Raw genomic sequence first — 15,660 nt, 5'->3', positions numbered from 1 at the left:
CCCGAGGGCGCGACTCTAGGGAATGTTGCAGCGCCGCAGAACTACTTAATTCTTGGGCCCATATGCCCATGCTGAATAAGCAAGCTCAGTTTGTGGCGAGTTCCTTCAGCACGGCGACCTGTTCGGCGATGCGGGGTGGCACCAATTCGGTGCCCGCCAGCATGGCGCGTATCAGCGCGGCGTTCTCCGCCGGCGCGCAGGCGGGCGACAGCGGCCAGTCCAGGTCGGTGGTGTCCGCCGGGTGCAGCGGCGCGGTGGCGCCGTCCTGGAACCCGATCAGGTGGGCCTTGCGGCGCAGGTGGGCATAGGCCTCGCCCTCGCTGGCGCGCATCAGCAGCGCCCGGCCGCCGCCTCCGGGGACAGTTGTGAGGCCGGGCAGCGCCTGGCCCATGCTGTCCAGGTACTCCGGGTGGGTGACGGCGACGACACGCACGCCGCGCCCGGCGGGGAACGGGTCCAGCAGCTTGGCCAGGCTGTGCGAGCTGTTGCGCAGGCCCAGGCGCGGGCGCAAGGCCATCAAGTTGTTCAAGCCCGGGTTGAGCATCTGCAAAGGCAGCACGGCCAGCCGGTCGGCGGCCAGGCGCTGTTCGGCCTCAGGCAGCGTGGCGCTGGCGGGCAGGCCCAGCGCGTCCAGCAGCTCGAACGGGCTGTGCCGGCTGTCGAAGTCGTGCCGGCCGAAGACGAGCACCGGCACGCCCTCGCGGGCCAGCAGCAGCGCCACCAGCGGCATCAGGTTGGCCTGCTTGCGGGCGCCGTTGAAGCTGGGCAGCAGCACGGTGCGGGGGCCATCACCGGCAGTGAAGGGCGCCTTCAGTGCGGCCGTGCGGGCGTCCATCGCGGCCAGGAAGCCGGCCACCTCGTCGGCACTCTCGCCCTTGATGCGCATCGCGATGAGCAGTGCCCCCAGCTCCATGTCGGGCACGGCGCCGTCCAGCATCTCGCCGAACAGCGCCTCGGCCTGGGCGCGGGTGAGGTCGCGGGCACCGCGGGCGCCGCGGCCCACTTCCTTGATCAACGGGGCGTAGTCCATGGCCGCAAGTGTAGGAATGGTGCCGGCGCAGAGCGTGAAGATTGCCCTTGCCAGCCCTTGCGCTTCGTCATGTGGCGGGCAATTGCCGCGCTGATACTCGGTCCATGCTGCAGATGAAGCCCAAGACGCTTTACATCACGCTGAGTTCGCTCATGGTCGGGTTGGTGGCCATCGTGTACGGCGTGCTGATGCTGTACGAGGCCTCGCGCAGCGACGCGCTGATGCTGCAGCAGGCCGGCTCGGCGGCGCGTCGCATCGGGCGGGAGGCGGTGGGCGTCGTGGAGGCCGAGCTGCGGCCGGCGCGGGTCAGCGTGGCGCTGCTGGCCGCCGGCGCGCTGGGCCGCGCGGGCAGCGATGCCGAGCGGCTGCGGGCACTGCCGGAGTTGACGGCCGCGTTGAGCGGCAACGCGGCGGTGTCGGCTGTCTATGCCGGCACGACGCGCGGCGACTTCGTGCTGCTGCGCCGCCTGGGCGACGCCGCCACGCGCCGGCGCATGGACGCGCCGGCCGAGGCCGCGTTCGCGCTGCAGAGCGTCGAGCGCGACGCTGCCGGCGCCGTGCGCGGCCACTACCGCTTCTACGACACCGGCATGCGCGAGCTGCGCGTCGCCGAGCGGCTGGACTATGACTTCGACCCGCGCACGCGGCCCTGGTTTGAGCTGGCCCGCCAGGCCGCGGCGGGCAGCGTCGTGCAGTCGGCGCCGTACCGCTTCTTCACGACGGGCGAGCCCGGCGTCACGCTGGCCCAGGCGCGTGGCGACGTGGTCATCGGCGCCGACGTCAGCCTGCAGGCGCTGGGCGAGATGCTGGACAAGCCGCAGATCAGCCCGTCGGCCGAGTTGCTCATCGCGACGCCCGAGGGCGACGTGCTGGCCCAGGCGCGGCGCCGGCCCAGCCTGGCCGAGAGCCGGCGCCTGCCCACCATCCGCGACGCCGGCTCGCCGCTGATGCGTGAGCTGTGGGGGCGCCGCGACGGCCAGGGCAGCCTCGCGCCGGTGCAGACGGTGGACGGCCGCGAGTGGGTCAGCCACGCGCTGCCGCTGGCCGGCGCGCCGCTGGTGCTGCTGATGGCGTCGCCGCGCGAGGAGCTGCAGGCGCACCAGATCGAGAACCGCCGCCACGGCTTCTACATCTCGCTGGGGCTGATGCTGCTGCTGCTGCCCATCGTGCACCTGCTGGCGGACCGCGTCTCCCGGCCGCTGCGCCACCTGGCGCGCCAGGCCGAGGCCATCGAGCGCTTCGACTTCGGCGGCCCCGACCCGAACCGCAGCCGCATCCGCGAGGTGGACCGCCTGGCCACGGCGATGACGGCGATGAAGCACTCGCTGCGCCGCTTCCTGGACATCAGCGGCGCGCTCAGTGCCGAGCGCGACTTCGACCGGCTGCTGGACCTCATCCTGCGCGAGACCATCGGCGCGACCGGCGCCAGCGGCGGCGCGGTGCACCTGCTGGCCGACGACGGCACCATGCTGCACCCGGCCGCCGTGTGGCTGCAGGGCGAGCTGCAGCCCGGCGCCGGCCGCAGCTGGGACCTGAGCGTGGCCGACAGCCTGGGCGCGCCCGTGCAGGCGCTGCGCGCCAACGACGCGGTGGAGGTGGAGCTGGGCTGGGACGACCCGGCGCACCTCGCGGCCTACGGCGCGCTGTTCTCCAGCCTCGGCGCGGCGCGGCTGCGGCTGCTGTCGCTGCCGCTGAGGAGCCGCCAGCACGAGACCATCGGCACGCTGACGCTGAGCTTCCCGCTGCCGGCCCAGGGCGAGCCGCAGCCGCTGGGCGAGGCGCGCGTGGCCTTTGTGCGGGCGCTGTCGGGCACGGCGGCCGTGGCCATCGACAACCAGCAGTTGCTGCGCTCGCGCAAGGAGCTGCTGGAGAGCTTCATCCAGCTGGTGGCCGGCGCCATCGACGCCAAGAGCCCCTACACCGGCGCTCACTGCCAGCGCGTGCCCGAGCTGACCAAGATGCTGGCCCGCGCCGCCTGCGACGCGACCGAGGGCCCCTACGCCGGCTTCTCGATGAACGACGACCAGTGGGAGGCGCTGCACATCGCCGCCTGGCTGCACGACTGCGGCAAGGTCACGACGCCGGAGTACGTCGTCGACAAGGCCACCAAGCTGGAGACCATCTACAACCGCATCCACGAGATCCGCACGCGCTTCGAGGTGCTCAAGCGCGACGCGCTCATCGAGGCGCTGCAGGCCGAGGCCGGCGAGGCCGGCAGCGCCCGCGCTCGCGACGCGGCCGCGCCCGCGCAGGCCGCGCTGGACGACGACTACGCCTTCGTCGCAGCCTGCAACCAGGGCGGCGAGCGGCTGGACCCGGCCGCCATCGAGCGGCTGCGCCAGATCGGCGCCCGCCGCTGGCAGCGCACGCTGGACGACGGACTGGGCCTGTCAGCCGCCGAGGCCGGGCGGCTGCCGCGCGTGCGCCCGCCGCTGCCGGTGGCCGAGGCGCTGCTGCAGGACCGGCCCGAGCATGTCGTGCCGCGCCCAGAAGGCGAGCAGCTGGCGGCCGACAACCGCTGGGGCTTCCGGCTGGCGCAGCCCGAGCACCTCTACAACCGCGGCGAGCTGCACAACCTGTCGGTGTCGCGCGGCACGCTCAGCGACGAGGAGCGCTACAAGATCAACGACCACATCGTGCAGACCATCAAGATGCTGGAGTCGCTGCCGTTCACGGGGCATCTGAAGTCCGTGCCCGAGATTGCCGGCGGCCACCACGAGCGCATGGACGGCCGCGGCTACCCGCGCGGGCTGCCGGGCAACGCGATGAGCCCGCAGGCGCGCATGATGGCCATTGCCGATGTCTTCGAGGCGCTGACGGCCAGCGACCGCCCCTACAAGGCCGGCAAGCGGCTGTCCGAGGCGCTGGCGCTGATGCGCCAGATGGTGGCCGATGGCCACCTGGACGCGGAGCTGTTCGCGCTGTTCCTGCGCTCCGGCGTGTGCCTGGCCTACGCCGGGCGCTTCATGCCGCGCGAACTGGTGGACCTGCAGGACGTCGGCGCCTATCTGTGCTGACGGCAGCGCTCAGGCCGCCTGGCGCTGGCCGTGCAGCTGCAGCGTGCCGAACAGGTTCTTGGGGTCGGCCATCTGCGGGATCAGGTCCAGCGGCGCGCCCAGGCCCAGCTGGGTGCTGAGGTCGCGCAGCAGCCGCAGCGCCGAGAAGTCCTCCAGCGCGAAGCCCACGGAGTCGAACACCGTGACCTGATCGGGCGACTCGCGGCCCGGCGCCTGGCCCGCCAGCACGCGCCAGAACTCGGTGACGGGGAAGTCGGCCGGCATCTGCTGCATGTCGCCCTCGATGCGGCTCTGCGGCTCGAACTCGCAGATGACGCGCGCCATCTCCAGCACGCCGCGGTGCAGCTCGGTCTTGCCGGGGCAGTCGCCGCCGACGCCGTTGATGTGCATGCCGGGCTCGATCATGTCGGGCGTCAGGATGGTCGCGTTGGTCTTGTCGGCGGTGACGGTGGTGACGATGTCGGCGCCCTTCACGGCTTCGGCGGCGGAGCCGCAGACGGTCAGCGTCAGGCCCGGCGTGCCTTGCAGGTGGCGGACCAGCCGCGCGGTGGCGGCGGCGTCGATGTCGAACAGGCGCAGTTCGCGGATGCCCAGCAGGTGGTGGAAGGCCAGCGCCTGGAACTCGCTCTGCGCGCCGTTGCCAATCAGCGCCATCACGCGGCTGTCGGGGCGGGCCAGGCGCTTGGCCACCATGGCGGAGGTGGCGGCGGTGCGCATCGCCGTCGTCAGCGTCAGCTCGGACAGCAGCGCCGGCGCGCCGGTGGCCACGTCGGCGAGCACGCCGAAAGCCATCACCGTCGGCAGGCCGACGCGATGGTTTTTGGGGTGACCGTTGACGTACTTGAAGCTGTAGAGGCTGGCGTCGGCGATGGGCATCAGCTCGATGACGCCGTCGGCGGAATGGGCGGCGACGCGGGGCGTCTTGTCGAACTCGGCCCAGCGGCCGTAGTCGGCCTCCAGGTAGCCGACGAGGCGGCGCAGTAAATCGGGAAGTCCCACGCGTTGCACGAGGCGGGCAATGTCCTGGGTGGTGAGAAGCGTCGTCATGGTCGGTGTCTCCGAAAGGGGTTGAAGTGATTCTTCCGAGGCGACCAGCCAAACAGAAGCGCAACTCTTGCTCTGAAATGCAGTGGGATTTGCCAAAATGGCAGCCTTGATTGACGGAATGCACAAGATGGACGCCCTGGACCAGCAACTTCTCGCACTGCTGCGCGCCGATGCCCGTGCCAGCGTCGCCACGCTCGCGGCCAAGCTCAAGGTGTCGCGCGGCACGGTCACCAACCGCATCGCCCGGCTGGAGGACGGCGGCGTCATCACCGGCTACACGGTGCGCCTGCGGCCCGACACCGTGCCCGACCAGATCACCGCGTGGATGAGCATCACCGTGGAAGGCAACCGCACGCGCGAGGTCGTCGCGATGCTGCTGGGCGAGCCGGGCATCACCGGCCTGTTCGACACCAACGGCCGCTGGGACCTGCTGGCCGAGATCCGCAGCACCAGCCTGCAGGAGCTGGCCGACGTGCTGGAGCGCGTGCGGCTCATCAAGGGCATCGCCGGCACCGAGACCTCCATCCACCTGCAGAGCTACAAGCTCGGCTGAGCCGGAAACCCGACTCGGTTATCGTGCCGCCGCTCTCTGCTTTGCTGACCATGATCCCTGTCCTGATCCGCCGCGCCTCGCTCGCGGCCCTGCTCGCGGCGCTCGCCGCCTGCTCCGTGCCTGTGCTGACGCCGCAGCAGCCGGTCGTCGTGCCGCCCCCGGTGGAGCCACCACCCATCGTCAAGCCCGCGCCCAGGCCGCCGCGCCTGGGCCTGGCGCTGGGCGGCGGCGCGGCGCGCGGCTTCGCGCACATCGGCGTCATCCAGGTGCTGGAAGAGAACGGCATCAAGGTCGACCTCGTCGCCGGCACCTCCGCGGGCAGCCTGGTCGCGGCGCTCTATGCGTCGGGCAAGAACGGCAGGGAAATGCAGACACTGGCCGAGGGCATGGACGAGGGCGCCATCACCGACTGGTCGTTCCCGCTGCGCGGCCTGATCCGCGGCGAGGCGCTGGCGCGTTTCATCCGCGACAAGACCGGCGGCAAGGGCATCGAGCAGATGGTGGTGCCGCTGGGCATCGTCGCGACCGACCTGTCCGACGGCTCGCCCATCCTGTTCCGCAGCGGCGACACGGGCACCGCCGTGCGCGCGTCCAGCGCCGTGCCGGCCGTGTTCCAGCCGGTCAAGATCGGCCAGCGCGAGTACGTGGACGGCGGCCTGGTGTCGCCGGTGCCGGTGCGTTTCGCGCGCGAGATGGGGGCACAGCTCATCGTCGCGGTGGACATCACGTCGCCGCCCGAGAAAGACCCGCCGGGCGACGCCTTCCGCATGCTGATGCAGACCTTCTCCATCATGGGCCGCAGCATCAACAGCTTCGAGCTGCGCGACGCCGACGTGCTGGTGCGCCCGCGGCTGGACGGCGTGTCCAGCGCCGACTTCACGGCTCGCCGTCGTGCCATCCAGGCCGGCCGCGACGCGGCACAGGCCGTGCTGCCGCTGATCAGGCAGCGCATCGCTGAAAAAACGCGTTGACGCGATGGACACCGAGACGCCGCTGTTCCCACTGCGCTCGGTGCTGTTCCCCGGCGGCCACCTGCCGCTGCGCATCTTCGAGCCGCGCTACCTGGACATGGTGCAGCGCTGCCATGCGCAGGGGCAGCCGTTCGGCGTCGTCGCGCTGACGGAAGGCCATGAGGTGCGGCAGCGCGACGGCGCGGGCTTCCGGCGCGAGACCTTTCACGCCGTCGGCACGCTGGCGCGCATCGACCACTTCGAGCACGAGCAGCCCGGCCTGATCCACCTGCGCACGCGCGGCACGCAGCGCTTTCGGCTGCAGGGCTCGCGCTGCCTGAGCCACGGGCTGTGGGTGGGCGACCTGACCCTGCTGCCCGACGATGCCGCCGTGCCGGTGCCCGACGACCTGCGCACCGCCTCGCGCCAGCTGCAGGACCTGCTGGCCAGTTGGCGCGAACGCGCCGGCCCCGAGGAACTGCCGCTGCAGCCGCCCTACGCGTGGGACGACGCCGGCTGGCTGGCCAACCGCTGGGCCGAGCTGCTGCCCATGCCGGCGGACGACCGCCAGCGCCTGATGGCGATGAACAACCCACTGCTGCGGCTGGAGCTGGTGGTCGACCGGCTCGACGCGCTCAGCGGTTGAGCCAGTCGGTCAGCACGCGCAGCACGTCACCCTTCTCGGGCTCGTTGAAGATTTCGTGGAACAGCCCCGGCCAGGGCCGCGTCGCGACGACGTTGGCCGGCGCGGCGGCCGCGAAGGCTTCGCTGCCGCGCGGCGCCACGCAGCGGTCGGCACCGGCCCACATCAGTAGCGTGCGCAGCCGCCAGCGCGGTGCGTCGGCAATGACGCGCTCGCCGGCGTCGACGATGAAGCGCGTCGCGCGCGCGGTGATGCGGTCGTGCACCAGCGGGTCGCTGGCGTAGGCAGCCACCACGGCGGGGTCGCGGCTGATCCAGTCGGGCTTCAGCCCGTTGCCCACGGCCAGGCCCGGCGCCAGGTTCTCGGCCAGCGCCAGCGCCAGCTTCTGGCCGCCGGACAGGCCTGGGTCCAGCGCGGGGGACGACAGCACCAGCCCGTCCAGCGGCCGGCTCCAGGCGGCCGGCTGCGCGGCCAGCGCCTCGTCGGCGAAGCGCGCGGCGATCAGCCCGCCCAGGCTGTGGCCCAGCAGCACGAAGGGCGTGCCGGGGCGGCGCACGGCGTCGATGACGCACGCCGTGTCGCGCAGCAGCGCGTCATGGTCGGCAATGTCGCCCTTGCGGCCTTCGCTGCGGCCGTGGCCGCGGTGGTCCCAGCCGTGCACGTCCCAGCCGGCGTCGTTCAGCGCGGCGGCCACGTGGGCATAGCGGTCGATGTGCTCGCCCAGGCCGTGCACGATGAGCAGCTGGCCGCGCGCGGGCGCGGTGGCGGGCCAGTGCCGGGTGTGGAGCTTGAGGCCGTCGTCGGTGGTGGTCATGGCATCGCGGGCTGCGGAGGTGGCGAGAGTCTAGACAGCTGCGCCACCGCCTGCGCCGGGCTCCTCGAAGCGAAAGCGGATGAAGTAGACCTTGTGTCCGCTGCCATGCCGGGCGGTCTGCAGCAGGTCGGCCAGGCTGCGAAAGCCCGACTCGCGGGCCAGCGAGTCCGAGATGTCGGTGAGCGAAATTTCGCGGATGGACGTGACGACGATGCTGCCGCCCTCGACCGCGTAGCGCCCGCCCGCCTTCACGCGCGGCGACTGCCAGATGCGGATGCTGGTGGTGATGCTGCCGTTGCGCACGCCCTCGCGCAGCTGCTTGGCGAACTGCATGTTCAGGCGGTGCGCGAGGCCACGTTCCACACGTGGTGGGCCGGGTCGATGAGGCGGCCCACGCGGTCGCCCCAGGCCTGGTCGGCCGCGGGCAGCAGCACGCGGGCGCCGGCGGCCACCGCGCGGTCCATCGTCGCGTCCACGTCATCGCAGTACAGGTAGTGCACCACCGGCGAGCTGCCGTCCGCGGCGGGCGGCCGGCTGCCGAGGTGGGGCGCGTCGTCGTGCACCATGAACAGCGAGTCGAAGAACGACAGCGTGGCGTGGATGACGCGGCCGTCGGGGCCGGTGCGGCGTGACAGCTCGACGGCGCCGAACGCGGCCTGGCAGAACGCGACCTGCGCGGCGGCGTCGGCGCAGACGAGCATGGGAATGAGCAGGCGGGGCTTCATGGGGTCTCCTCAGACGGCAGCGCGCAGCTTGTCGTAGCCGCTGCGGCTGACGGGTATGCGCTTGCCGTTCTTCATGCGTGCCGTGTAGGCGTCGCTGTCGGTCTTCTCCAGGCCTTGCAGCGCGGCCAGGTTGATGATGAAGGAGCGGTGCACGCGCACGAAGCGGGCCGGGTCCAGCTGCGCCTCCAGCTCGGAGATGCGCTGCGTCTTCAGGTGCTCGCGGCCGTGGGCGTGGAAGGCGACCTGGTCGGCCTGGGCCTCGATGTAGGCGATGTCGTCCACCAGCAGCACCTGCATGCCGCCCTCCTTGTCGTGGTCGCGCACCAGCACGCGGGTGAGGCGCGGCGGAGCCGACATCAGCGATTCCAGCTCGGGCCGGGGCTGGCCCAGCAGGCGGCGGGCGCGCATCAGCGCGGCGTCGAAGCGGTCCTGCGAGAAGGGCTTGAGCAGGTAGTCCACGGCGTGCAGTTCGAAGGCGCGCAGCGCGTGCTGGTCGTGGGCCGTCGTGAAGACGACGCCGTCGCGCCGGCCGGTCAGCTCCAGCACCTCCAGGCCGGTGAGCTTGGGCATCTGGATGTCCAGGAACACCAGGTCGGGCCTGAGCTCGGTGATGGCGCGGGCGGCGTCCAGCCCGTTGCCGGCCTCGGCGACGACGGCGATGTCGGCATGCGGCCGCAGGTACTCGGCCAGCAGGCGGCGGGCCAGCGGTTCGTCATCGGCGATCAGCGCTTGGAGCGTCATGGCGTCGTCTCGAAGGGGAGTGAAATCTCGACCGCGAAGCCCTCGGGCGTGGCGCCCCAGTGCACGCGGGCGCGGCCGGCGTACTGCGCGGCCAGCCGCTCGCGCAGGTTGCGCAGGCCCAGGCCCAGGCCGGCTTCGTTGGACGGCGCGTCGCCCGGCTCGGGCACCGGGTTGAGCACGGCGATGTGCAGCCAACCGTCGCGCACCAGCGCCTGCACGCTCAGCAGCCCGCCGTCGTCGCGCGGGCGCAGGCCGTGCTTCAGCGCGTTCTCCACCAGCGGCTGCAGCGTCAGCGGCGGCAGCAGCGCGGGCAGCGCGTCGGGCGCGGCGTCGATGTGCGTGGCCAGCTTGTCGCCCAGGCGCTGGCGCTCGATGGCGAGGTAGTGGGTCACCAGGCCCAGCTCGTCGGCCAGCCGGATGCGCTCGCGGCCGGCCAGATCCAGCGTCTGGCGGAAGAACTGCGCCAGGTCGATGGCCATCGCGCGGGCGGCGGCCGGGTCCAGTTGGGTGAGGGCGCTGATGGAGTTCAGGCTGTTGAACAGGAAGTGCGGGTCGATCTGCAGCCGCAGCAGCTGCAGCTCCATGTCGCGCGCCAGCAGCCGGGCCTGGGCCTCGCGCGCGGCGGCGGCCTGGGCGTTCTGGAATGCGATGAGCAGGTCATGCGCCAGCACGGCCAGCGTCAGCAGCGCCAGCAGCGCGGCGGTCAGCAGCGCCAGGCCGCGCTGGCCCAGGCCCACCCAGCCGTCGGCATGGCCGAACAGGCCGCCGGCGGCGTCCCAGGCGGCGGCCAGGCCCAGCATCACCGTCGTCAGCGTGGCGACCAGGCCCACGCGGTAGCGCAGCGCGGCCGGCCAGTCGGCCACGCCGAACGGGCGGCTGCGGCAGGGGTAGTAGGTGGCCAGCACGACGAAGGCCAGCACGCCGCACAGCGGCACGGCCCACGGCAGCGCCCAGCCCAGCGGCGCCACGCCCAGCATGTGCAACAGCGCAGCCAGCGCCGGGCCGGCCAGCCCCCAGGCCAGCAGGTAGACGGCCAGCCCGCGCAGATGGGTCAGCAGGGGGTGCAAGGCGGCTTCAGTTCTTGACTTCGACGCCGGCGAACATCACGTCGCCGCGCAGCACCAGGCGGGGGCCGGGCGCCATTGGCGGCACGGTCTTGTCCTCGACGCCGCCGAACAGCGCCGTGATCTCCACGACGACCTGCCAGTCGCGCGGCACGCGCAGCTCGATGCCGCTGAAGCGGGCCGAGATGTCCAGCCGCGCCTCGCCGCCGGCGATGGTGGCCTGGGTCAGGTCCAGCTCGATGCCGCCGAAGGTGCTGGTGATGTGGCCGCCGCTGAACGGGCCGGCCTCGACGCGCTGGTTGATGCCGCTGAAGCTGACGTCGATGTCGACCCGCTCGCCGGCGGCCGGCCGCGTGGCCGTCAGCGCCAGCGGCCGGCCGGCGGCGGGGCGCGGGAACACGGCCCGCATCAGGATGGACAGGCCGGCCACGATGATGACGACCGGCCACCAGTCGCGCCAGTGGAAGTGCATGAAGCCCAGGTTCTGCACCGTCAGCGCCAGGCCCACGCCGATCATCAGCACGCCGACGAAGCCGCTGCCCGCCAGCCGCGGCCAGGCCAGCCGGCCCAGCCCCCACAGCACCAGGCCCAGCGGCCAGAACGTGCGCAGCAGCGCGATGTCGAAGACGTGCAGGTTGTCCAGCAGCGCCAGCACGCCGACGCCGATGACGATGAGGCCGAACACGATGCGGTGGCCGGCGTGCTGCAGGGGGCGGGGAGGGGGGGGCGGCATGTCAGGGCGGGCGCGACGGGAAAGGCGGTAGTAGACCGCGGCCGGGCGCCCGCGGGCGGCGGGTGGCGGTGAATCGCCGGCCCAGGCCGACGAATCAACGGCCCGGCAGGCCCGCGGCCGGGCGCACGCGCAGGCCGCGCAGCACGAGGGCCAGGCCGGCGAGGATGACGAACACCGGCCAGGCGTCGTGCAGGGAGAAGCCGGTCAGGCCCAGGTTGCGCGCCGTCAGCAGGCCGCCGACGGCGATGAGCGCCGCGCCGCCCAGCCCGCCGCCGTGCCGGGCCCAGCCCAGCCGCGCCAGGCCCAGCAGCACCAGCGCCAGCGGCCAGAAGGTGGCCAGCAGCGGCTGGTCCAGCCCCAACTGGCGGTCCAGCAGCGCGAGCGCGCCGAGGCCGATGGCGGCCAGGCCGGCGGCGATGCGTTGGAGGGGCGTGCGGGTCAGGTCGTTCATGGCGGTCTCCAGGTGGTCAGTGAAGCCAGTGGACCCGGGAACGCGCGGCGCGGCGAGCCGCCTGCGGCGGACGGCCAGGCGCCGCGATGAATCGACGGCACGCGGCGTCAATGAAAAAAGCCCGGTGTCGAAACACCGGGCCTTCTGCAGTTTTGGCGGGCTCGGGGCCCGCGCAGGATCAGGCGGCAGCGCGCTTGGCGGTGCGGGTGGCCGTCTGCGTGGCCTTGACGGCTTGCGTCGTGGCGGCCTGGAAGTTGGCTTCGGCCACTTCGACGGCTTGCTTGGTGGCCTTCTGCACCGACTCGAACGCGTTGTTCGCGGCGGCCACGGCGGACTTCACCAGCGCGACGGCGTTCTCGGTGCCGGCCGGGGCGTTCTTGGCGGCGGTGTCCACCAGCGTGGAGAAGGTCTTCTGCGCGTCGGCGAACTGGCTCTCAGCGACCTTGGCGACTTCGGCGCCGGTGCTGGAGGCGATGTCGTAGATGTGGCGGCTGTAGGAAGCGGCCTTCTCGGCGGTGGGTTGCAGCAGCGCGGATTGCAGGGCCAGCAGTTCCTGCGCGTCCTTCACGGACAGCGCGGCGGCGGTCGTGTCGGCGGCTTCGCTCAGCGCGGTCTTGGCGACCTGCAGGTTCAGCTCGACGAGCTTCTCGACGCCTTCGAACGCCTTGTTCGTCAGGCCGAAGAGGGTTTCGACGTTGGCCTTGTGGGCGGCGAGGACTTGTTCAGCGGTCAGCATGGTGAGACTCCGATTTCGAGGGGGTGAACCGATTGCTGTGCTTGATTGCTGCACTGCAACATAGAACGAATGATAGGAGCGCTTTGGCGGATTGCAAGCACTTTTTTGTGCGGTGCAGCAAATTAGGGGTGGCGGCGTGTGACAAACGGCTGACGCTATCGTTGCGGGCCTGCCGCCGACCCCCATGCTCGCCTTCCATTCCGACGCCCACAGCCTGGCGCTGCCGCCGGGGCACCGCTTTCCGCAATCCAAGTACCGGCTGCTGCGCGAGCATTTCGAGCGTGAGCCGGGGCTGCTGCGCATGCAGCCGGCGCCGGCCGCCGGCGACGACGAACTGGCGCTGGTGCATACGCCCGACTACATCGACGCCGTGCAGCGCGGCACGCTGAGCGCGGCGCAGCAGCGCGAGATCGGCTTCCCGTGGAGCCCGTCCATGGCCGAGCGCTCGCGGCGCTCGGTGGGCGCCAGCATCGCCGCTGCCCGCGCCGCGCTGGCCGAGGGCGTGGCCGCCAACATGGCCGGCGGCACGCACCACGCCTACGCCGACAAGGGCTCGGGCTACTGCGTCTTCAACGATGTGGCCGTCGCCGCGCGGCTGATGCAGGCGGAGTGGTCGCGCAGCCACCGCAGCACGCTGCGCGTGCTGGTCATCGACCTGGACGTGCACCAGGGCAACGGCACGGCGGCCATCTTCCGGGATGACGACACCGTGTTCACGTTCTCCATGCACGGGGCGCGCAATTTCCCGTTCAGGAAAGAACCCAGCGACCTGGACGTGGACCTGCCCGACGGCTGCGGCGATGCCGACTACCTGGCCGCGCTCGACACCGCGCTGGACGACGTGTGGCGGCGCTGCCAGCCGGGGCTGGCGTTCTACCTGGCCGGCGCGGACCCGCACGAGGCCGACCGCCTGGGCCGGTTGAAGCTGACCTACGAAGGCCTGGCCGAGCGGGACCGGCGCGTGCTTCAGGCGCTGGGTGAACGGCGCATCCCCGTGGCACTCAGCATGGCCGGCGGCTACGGGCACGACCTGGCCACGACGGTGGCCGTGCAGGTCACCACGCTGAACCTCGCGGCGCAGTCGTGGGCCGCTATCGCACGCGGAACTGGCTGACCACCTGCGCCAGCCGCTGCGCCTGCTCGCGCAGCGACTCGGCCGCGGCGGCGCTTTCCTCAACGAGCGCGGCGTTCTGCTGCGTCATGTCGTCGACCTGCGTGACGGCCTGGTTCACGTCGGCGATGCCCTGGCTTTGCGCCGACGCGCTGGCGCTGATCTCGCCCATGATGTCCGTCACGCGCTGCACGGCGCCGACGATCTCGCCCATCGTGGCGCCGGCCTCCTGCACGTGGCGGGCGCCGGACTCGACGCGCTCCACGCTGGCGCCGATCAGCGTCTTGATCTCCTTGGCCGCCGCAGCGCTGCGGCCCGCCAGGCTGCGCACCTCGCCGGCCACGACGGCGAAGCCACGGCCCTGCTCGCCGGCGCGCGCCGCCTCCACGGCCGCGTTGAGCGCCAGGATGTTGGTCTGGAACGCGATGTCGTCGATGACGCCGATGATGTCGGCGATGCGCTTGCTGGACGTGGCGATGTCGTTCATCGTGTCCACCACCTGCTGCACCACGTTGCCGCCGCGGTGCGCCACGTCGGCCGCGCTGGTGGCGAGCTGGTTGGCCGTCTGCGCATGCCCGGCGCTCTGGTGCACGGTGCCGGTAAGCTGCGCCATGGACGAGCTGGTGACTTGCAGGCTGGAGGCCGTCTGCTCGGTGCGCAGGTTCAGGTCCTGGTTGCCCGACGCGATCTCGGCCGACGCGGTGCGGATGGAGTCCGCCACCCGCATGACCTCGCCCACCGTGCCGGCCAACTGCTCACACATCTGGTTCAGCGAGCGCATCAAGCCAGCCAGCTCGTCGTGCCCGGTGGGCGTGGCGCGGCGTGTCAGGTCGCCGGCGGCCACGGCCTCGGCCAGCGACAGCGACGCGTTGACGTCCCGGGCGATCTTGCGCTGGTTGGCCAGCAGTACGCCCATGCCGGCGCCAGCGGCCAGCAGCGACACCAGCGCGAACAGCCAGGCGCGGCGTCTCGCGCCGTCCTGCTGGCCGTCCGCGGCGGCCTGCTGGTCGGCGGCCATGCTCTGCACGATCTTGCCGATCAGCGCCGCCACGTCCTTGTAGCGCGCCTCGGCGTCCTGCATGGCGGCCACGCCGGTGTTGGGGTCCACCGACGACAGGTCGATGGCGCCGTCCGCCTTGGCCAGGTAGGCCTGCAGCAGCGGCAGGCACTGGCGGATGTGCGCGTCGGTCTCTGGCGGCGTGCTGTCCATGTCGGCTAGCGTGTCCAGCGTGCGCGAGATGCCGTCAACCTGCGTCTTGAGCTGGGCGCGCAGCGCCTTGACCTGGGCATCGTCCAGCGACGAGATCAGCGCGATGGCGCGGTAGACGCCGCCGTGCATCTCGCCCACCTGGGTCTGCACGGCCACCGTGGTCATGAAGACCTCGTTGCGTTGCTGGCCGGCCTCGTTGGCGGCCACCACCTCGCGCAGCGACAGCACGGTGCTGCCCAGGCCGATGGCCAGCACCACCGCCAGTGCCGCCATCGGCGGCAGCAGCATCTTTGCAGCGAGCTTCATGGCGGCGCCCTGGCTGGGCCTACTTGTAGATGCCGCCGCAGACGATGGTCTCGTCCAGTCGTTCGCAATACATCTGCTTGGGTTCGATCTTCTTGGTCGTCGGGTTGGTGAACTTGTAGTCCTGCCAGAAACCCTTGGGGCTGGACCTGCCCAATTCCACCCGCTCGCGCACGAATGCCTTGCCGTCGATGTCCTTGAGGTCGATGAGGTCGCGGCCCACCTGCTTGGCGTTGGCGCCGTGGGCCAGGCACTTGCCATCCAGGCCGTAGACGACGAGGTAGAGGTCGTGCTTGATGAACTGCGGGCTCTTGTCGGTGATCTCTCCGTAGGCCTTGTCCTTGCCGCTGGCCTTGATGTAGGCCACGCCCTTCTTGACCATGGCCACCGCGTCGTCCTTGGTGGCGTTCTGCGCCAGCACCGGCTGGGCGCCCAAGAGCGCGGCACACGTGAGGGCAAGACCTGCAAGCGTTCGGTTCATGCGAGAGCTCCTTGCGAGCCGACGGGCTCCGGGCCAGTGTCGCTCCGGGGT

The 15,660-nt window shown here is 71.7% G+C and carries 17 protein-coding genes; 5 read left to right on the top strand and 12 right to left on the bottom strand.

Annotation, left to right across the window (positions count from 1 at the left end):
- Positions 1–85: 85 nt before the first annotated feature.
- Positions 86–1,030: a DNA-binding protein YbiB gene (gene ybiB / locus AC1Q7O_RS08070; protein WP_492661910.1), complete on the bottom strand. Its 945-nt coding sequence runs from the start codon at positions 1,028–1,030 to the stop codon at positions 86–88.
- A 104-nt stretch (positions 1,031–1,134) separates the two neighbouring features.
- Between ybiB and AC1Q7O_RS08065 the strand changes: the two genes are divergently transcribed.
- A complete protein-coding gene (locus tag AC1Q7O_RS08065; protein WP_492661911.1) occupies positions 1,135–4,047 on the top strand; it encodes an HD domain-containing phosphohydrolase in 2,913 nt (970 codons plus the stop codon).
- Between the two features lie 9 nt (positions 4,048–4,056).
- Here AC1Q7O_RS08065 and ocd read toward each other — a convergent pair whose 3' ends face one another.
- Positions 4,057–5,094 carry an ornithine cyclodeaminase gene (ocd, locus tag AC1Q7O_RS08060; RefSeq protein WP_492661912.1) on the bottom strand — a complete coding sequence of 346 codons (1,038 nt, stop codon included), beginning with the start codon at positions 5,092–5,094 and terminating at the stop codon, positions 4,057–4,059.
- 127 nt (positions 5,095–5,221) lie between these two features.
- Here ocd and AC1Q7O_RS08055 point away from each other — a divergent pair, with 127 nt between their 5' ends.
- The 3 genes from AC1Q7O_RS08055 to AC1Q7O_RS08045 are packed head-to-tail and all read left to right on the top strand — an operon-like array spanning position 5,222 to position 7,243.
- On the top strand, positions 5,222–5,647 hold the full coding sequence (locus tag AC1Q7O_RS08055; RefSeq protein WP_492661913.1) for an Lrp/AsnC family transcriptional regulator: 426 nt from the start codon (positions 5,222–5,224) through the stop codon (positions 5,645–5,647).
- A gap of 50 nt (positions 5,648–5,697) precedes the next feature.
- Positions 5,698–6,618: a patatin-like phospholipase family protein gene (locus AC1Q7O_RS08050; RefSeq protein ID WP_492661914.1), complete on the top strand. Its 921-nt coding sequence runs from the start codon at positions 5,698–5,700 to the stop codon at positions 6,616–6,618.
- Positions 6,619–6,622: 4 nt separating this feature from the next.
- Positions 6,623–7,243, top strand: a complete 621-nt coding sequence (locus AC1Q7O_RS08045) for an LON peptidase substrate-binding domain-containing protein (RefSeq protein WP_492661915.1) — start codon at positions 6,623–6,625, stop codon at positions 7,241–7,243.
- Here the strand turns inward: AC1Q7O_RS08045 and AC1Q7O_RS08040 are convergent.
- The 8 genes from AC1Q7O_RS08040 to AC1Q7O_RS08005 all read right to left on the bottom strand — a co-directional run bounded on the left by AC1Q7O_RS08040 (position 7,233) and on the right by AC1Q7O_RS08005 (position 12,504).
- Positions 7,233–8,054 carry an alpha/beta hydrolase gene (locus tag AC1Q7O_RS08040; RefSeq protein ID WP_492661916.1) on the bottom strand — a complete coding sequence of 274 codons (822 nt, stop codon included), beginning with the start codon at positions 8,052–8,054 and terminating at the stop codon, positions 7,233–7,235. The two genes, AC1Q7O_RS08045 and AC1Q7O_RS08040, sit on opposite strands and share 11 nt — an antisense overlap.
- Positions 8,055–8,084: 30 nt before the next feature.
- Entirely contained in the window at positions 8,085–8,387 is a 303-nt protein-coding gene (locus AC1Q7O_RS08035) for an ASCH domain-containing protein (protein ID WP_492661917.1), read from the bottom strand.
- Between the two features lie 2 nt (positions 8,388–8,389).
- Positions 8,390–8,779, bottom strand: a complete 390-nt coding sequence (locus AC1Q7O_RS08030; RefSeq protein ID WP_492661918.1) for a VOC family protein — start codon at positions 8,777–8,779, stop codon at positions 8,390–8,392.
- A 9-nt stretch (positions 8,780–8,788) separates the two neighbouring features.
- A complete protein-coding gene (locus AC1Q7O_RS08025; RefSeq protein WP_492661919.1) occupies positions 8,789–9,520 on the bottom strand; it encodes a LytR/AlgR family response regulator transcription factor in 732 nt (243 codons plus the stop codon).
- The gene (locus tag AC1Q7O_RS08020) at positions 9,517–10,587 is read right to left on the bottom strand and encodes a sensor histidine kinase (RefSeq protein ID WP_492661920.1); all 1,071 of its coding nucleotides are present in this window, start codon (positions 10,585–10,587) and stop codon (positions 9,517–9,519) included. The genes AC1Q7O_RS08025 and AC1Q7O_RS08020 overlap by 4 nt, the downstream gene beginning before the upstream one ends.
- A gap of 7 nt (positions 10,588–10,594) precedes the next feature.
- Positions 10,595–11,317, bottom strand: a complete 723-nt coding sequence (locus AC1Q7O_RS08015; protein WP_492661921.1) for a LiaI-LiaF-like domain-containing protein — start codon at positions 11,315–11,317, stop codon at positions 10,595–10,597.
- Positions 11,318–11,411: 94 nt separating this feature from the next.
- Positions 11,412–11,768, bottom strand: a complete 357-nt coding sequence (locus AC1Q7O_RS08010; protein ID WP_492661922.1) for a LiaI-LiaF-like domain-containing protein — start codon at positions 11,766–11,768, stop codon at positions 11,412–11,414.
- A 178-nt stretch (positions 11,769–11,946) separates the two neighbouring features.
- On the bottom strand, positions 11,947–12,504 hold the full coding sequence (locus AC1Q7O_RS08005) for a phasin family protein (protein WP_492661923.1): 558 nt from the start codon (positions 12,502–12,504) through the stop codon (positions 11,947–11,949).
- 184 nt (positions 12,505–12,688) lie between these two features.
- Here AC1Q7O_RS08005 and AC1Q7O_RS08000 point away from each other — a divergent pair, with 184 nt between their 5' ends.
- Positions 12,689–13,618 (top strand): histone deacetylase family protein, encoded by a 930-nt coding sequence (locus tag AC1Q7O_RS08000; RefSeq protein ID WP_492661924.1) that lies wholly within the window; start codon positions 12,689–12,691, stop codon positions 13,616–13,618.
- Here the strand turns inward: AC1Q7O_RS08000 and AC1Q7O_RS07995 are convergent.
- Together AC1Q7O_RS07995 and AC1Q7O_RS07990 are read right to left on the bottom strand one after the other, a co-directional pair.
- Positions 13,596–15,131, bottom strand: a complete 1,536-nt coding sequence (locus AC1Q7O_RS07995) for a methyl-accepting chemotaxis protein (protein ID WP_492661925.1) — start codon at positions 15,129–15,131, stop codon at positions 13,596–13,598. The two genes, AC1Q7O_RS08000 and AC1Q7O_RS07995, sit on opposite strands and share 23 nt — an antisense overlap.
- Positions 15,132–15,150: 19 nt before the next feature.
- Positions 15,151–15,609: a cache domain-containing protein gene (locus tag AC1Q7O_RS07990; protein ID WP_492661926.1), complete on the bottom strand. Its 459-nt coding sequence runs from the start codon at positions 15,607–15,609 to the stop codon at positions 15,151–15,153.
- Positions 15,610–15,660: the final 51 nt, after the last annotated feature.

This window comes from Roseateles sp. GW823-FHT07B05 (assembly GCF_058794515.1).
Note: the sequence above shows the minus strand (reverse complement) of the source record. Positions and strands in the feature narration are given on the sequence as shown.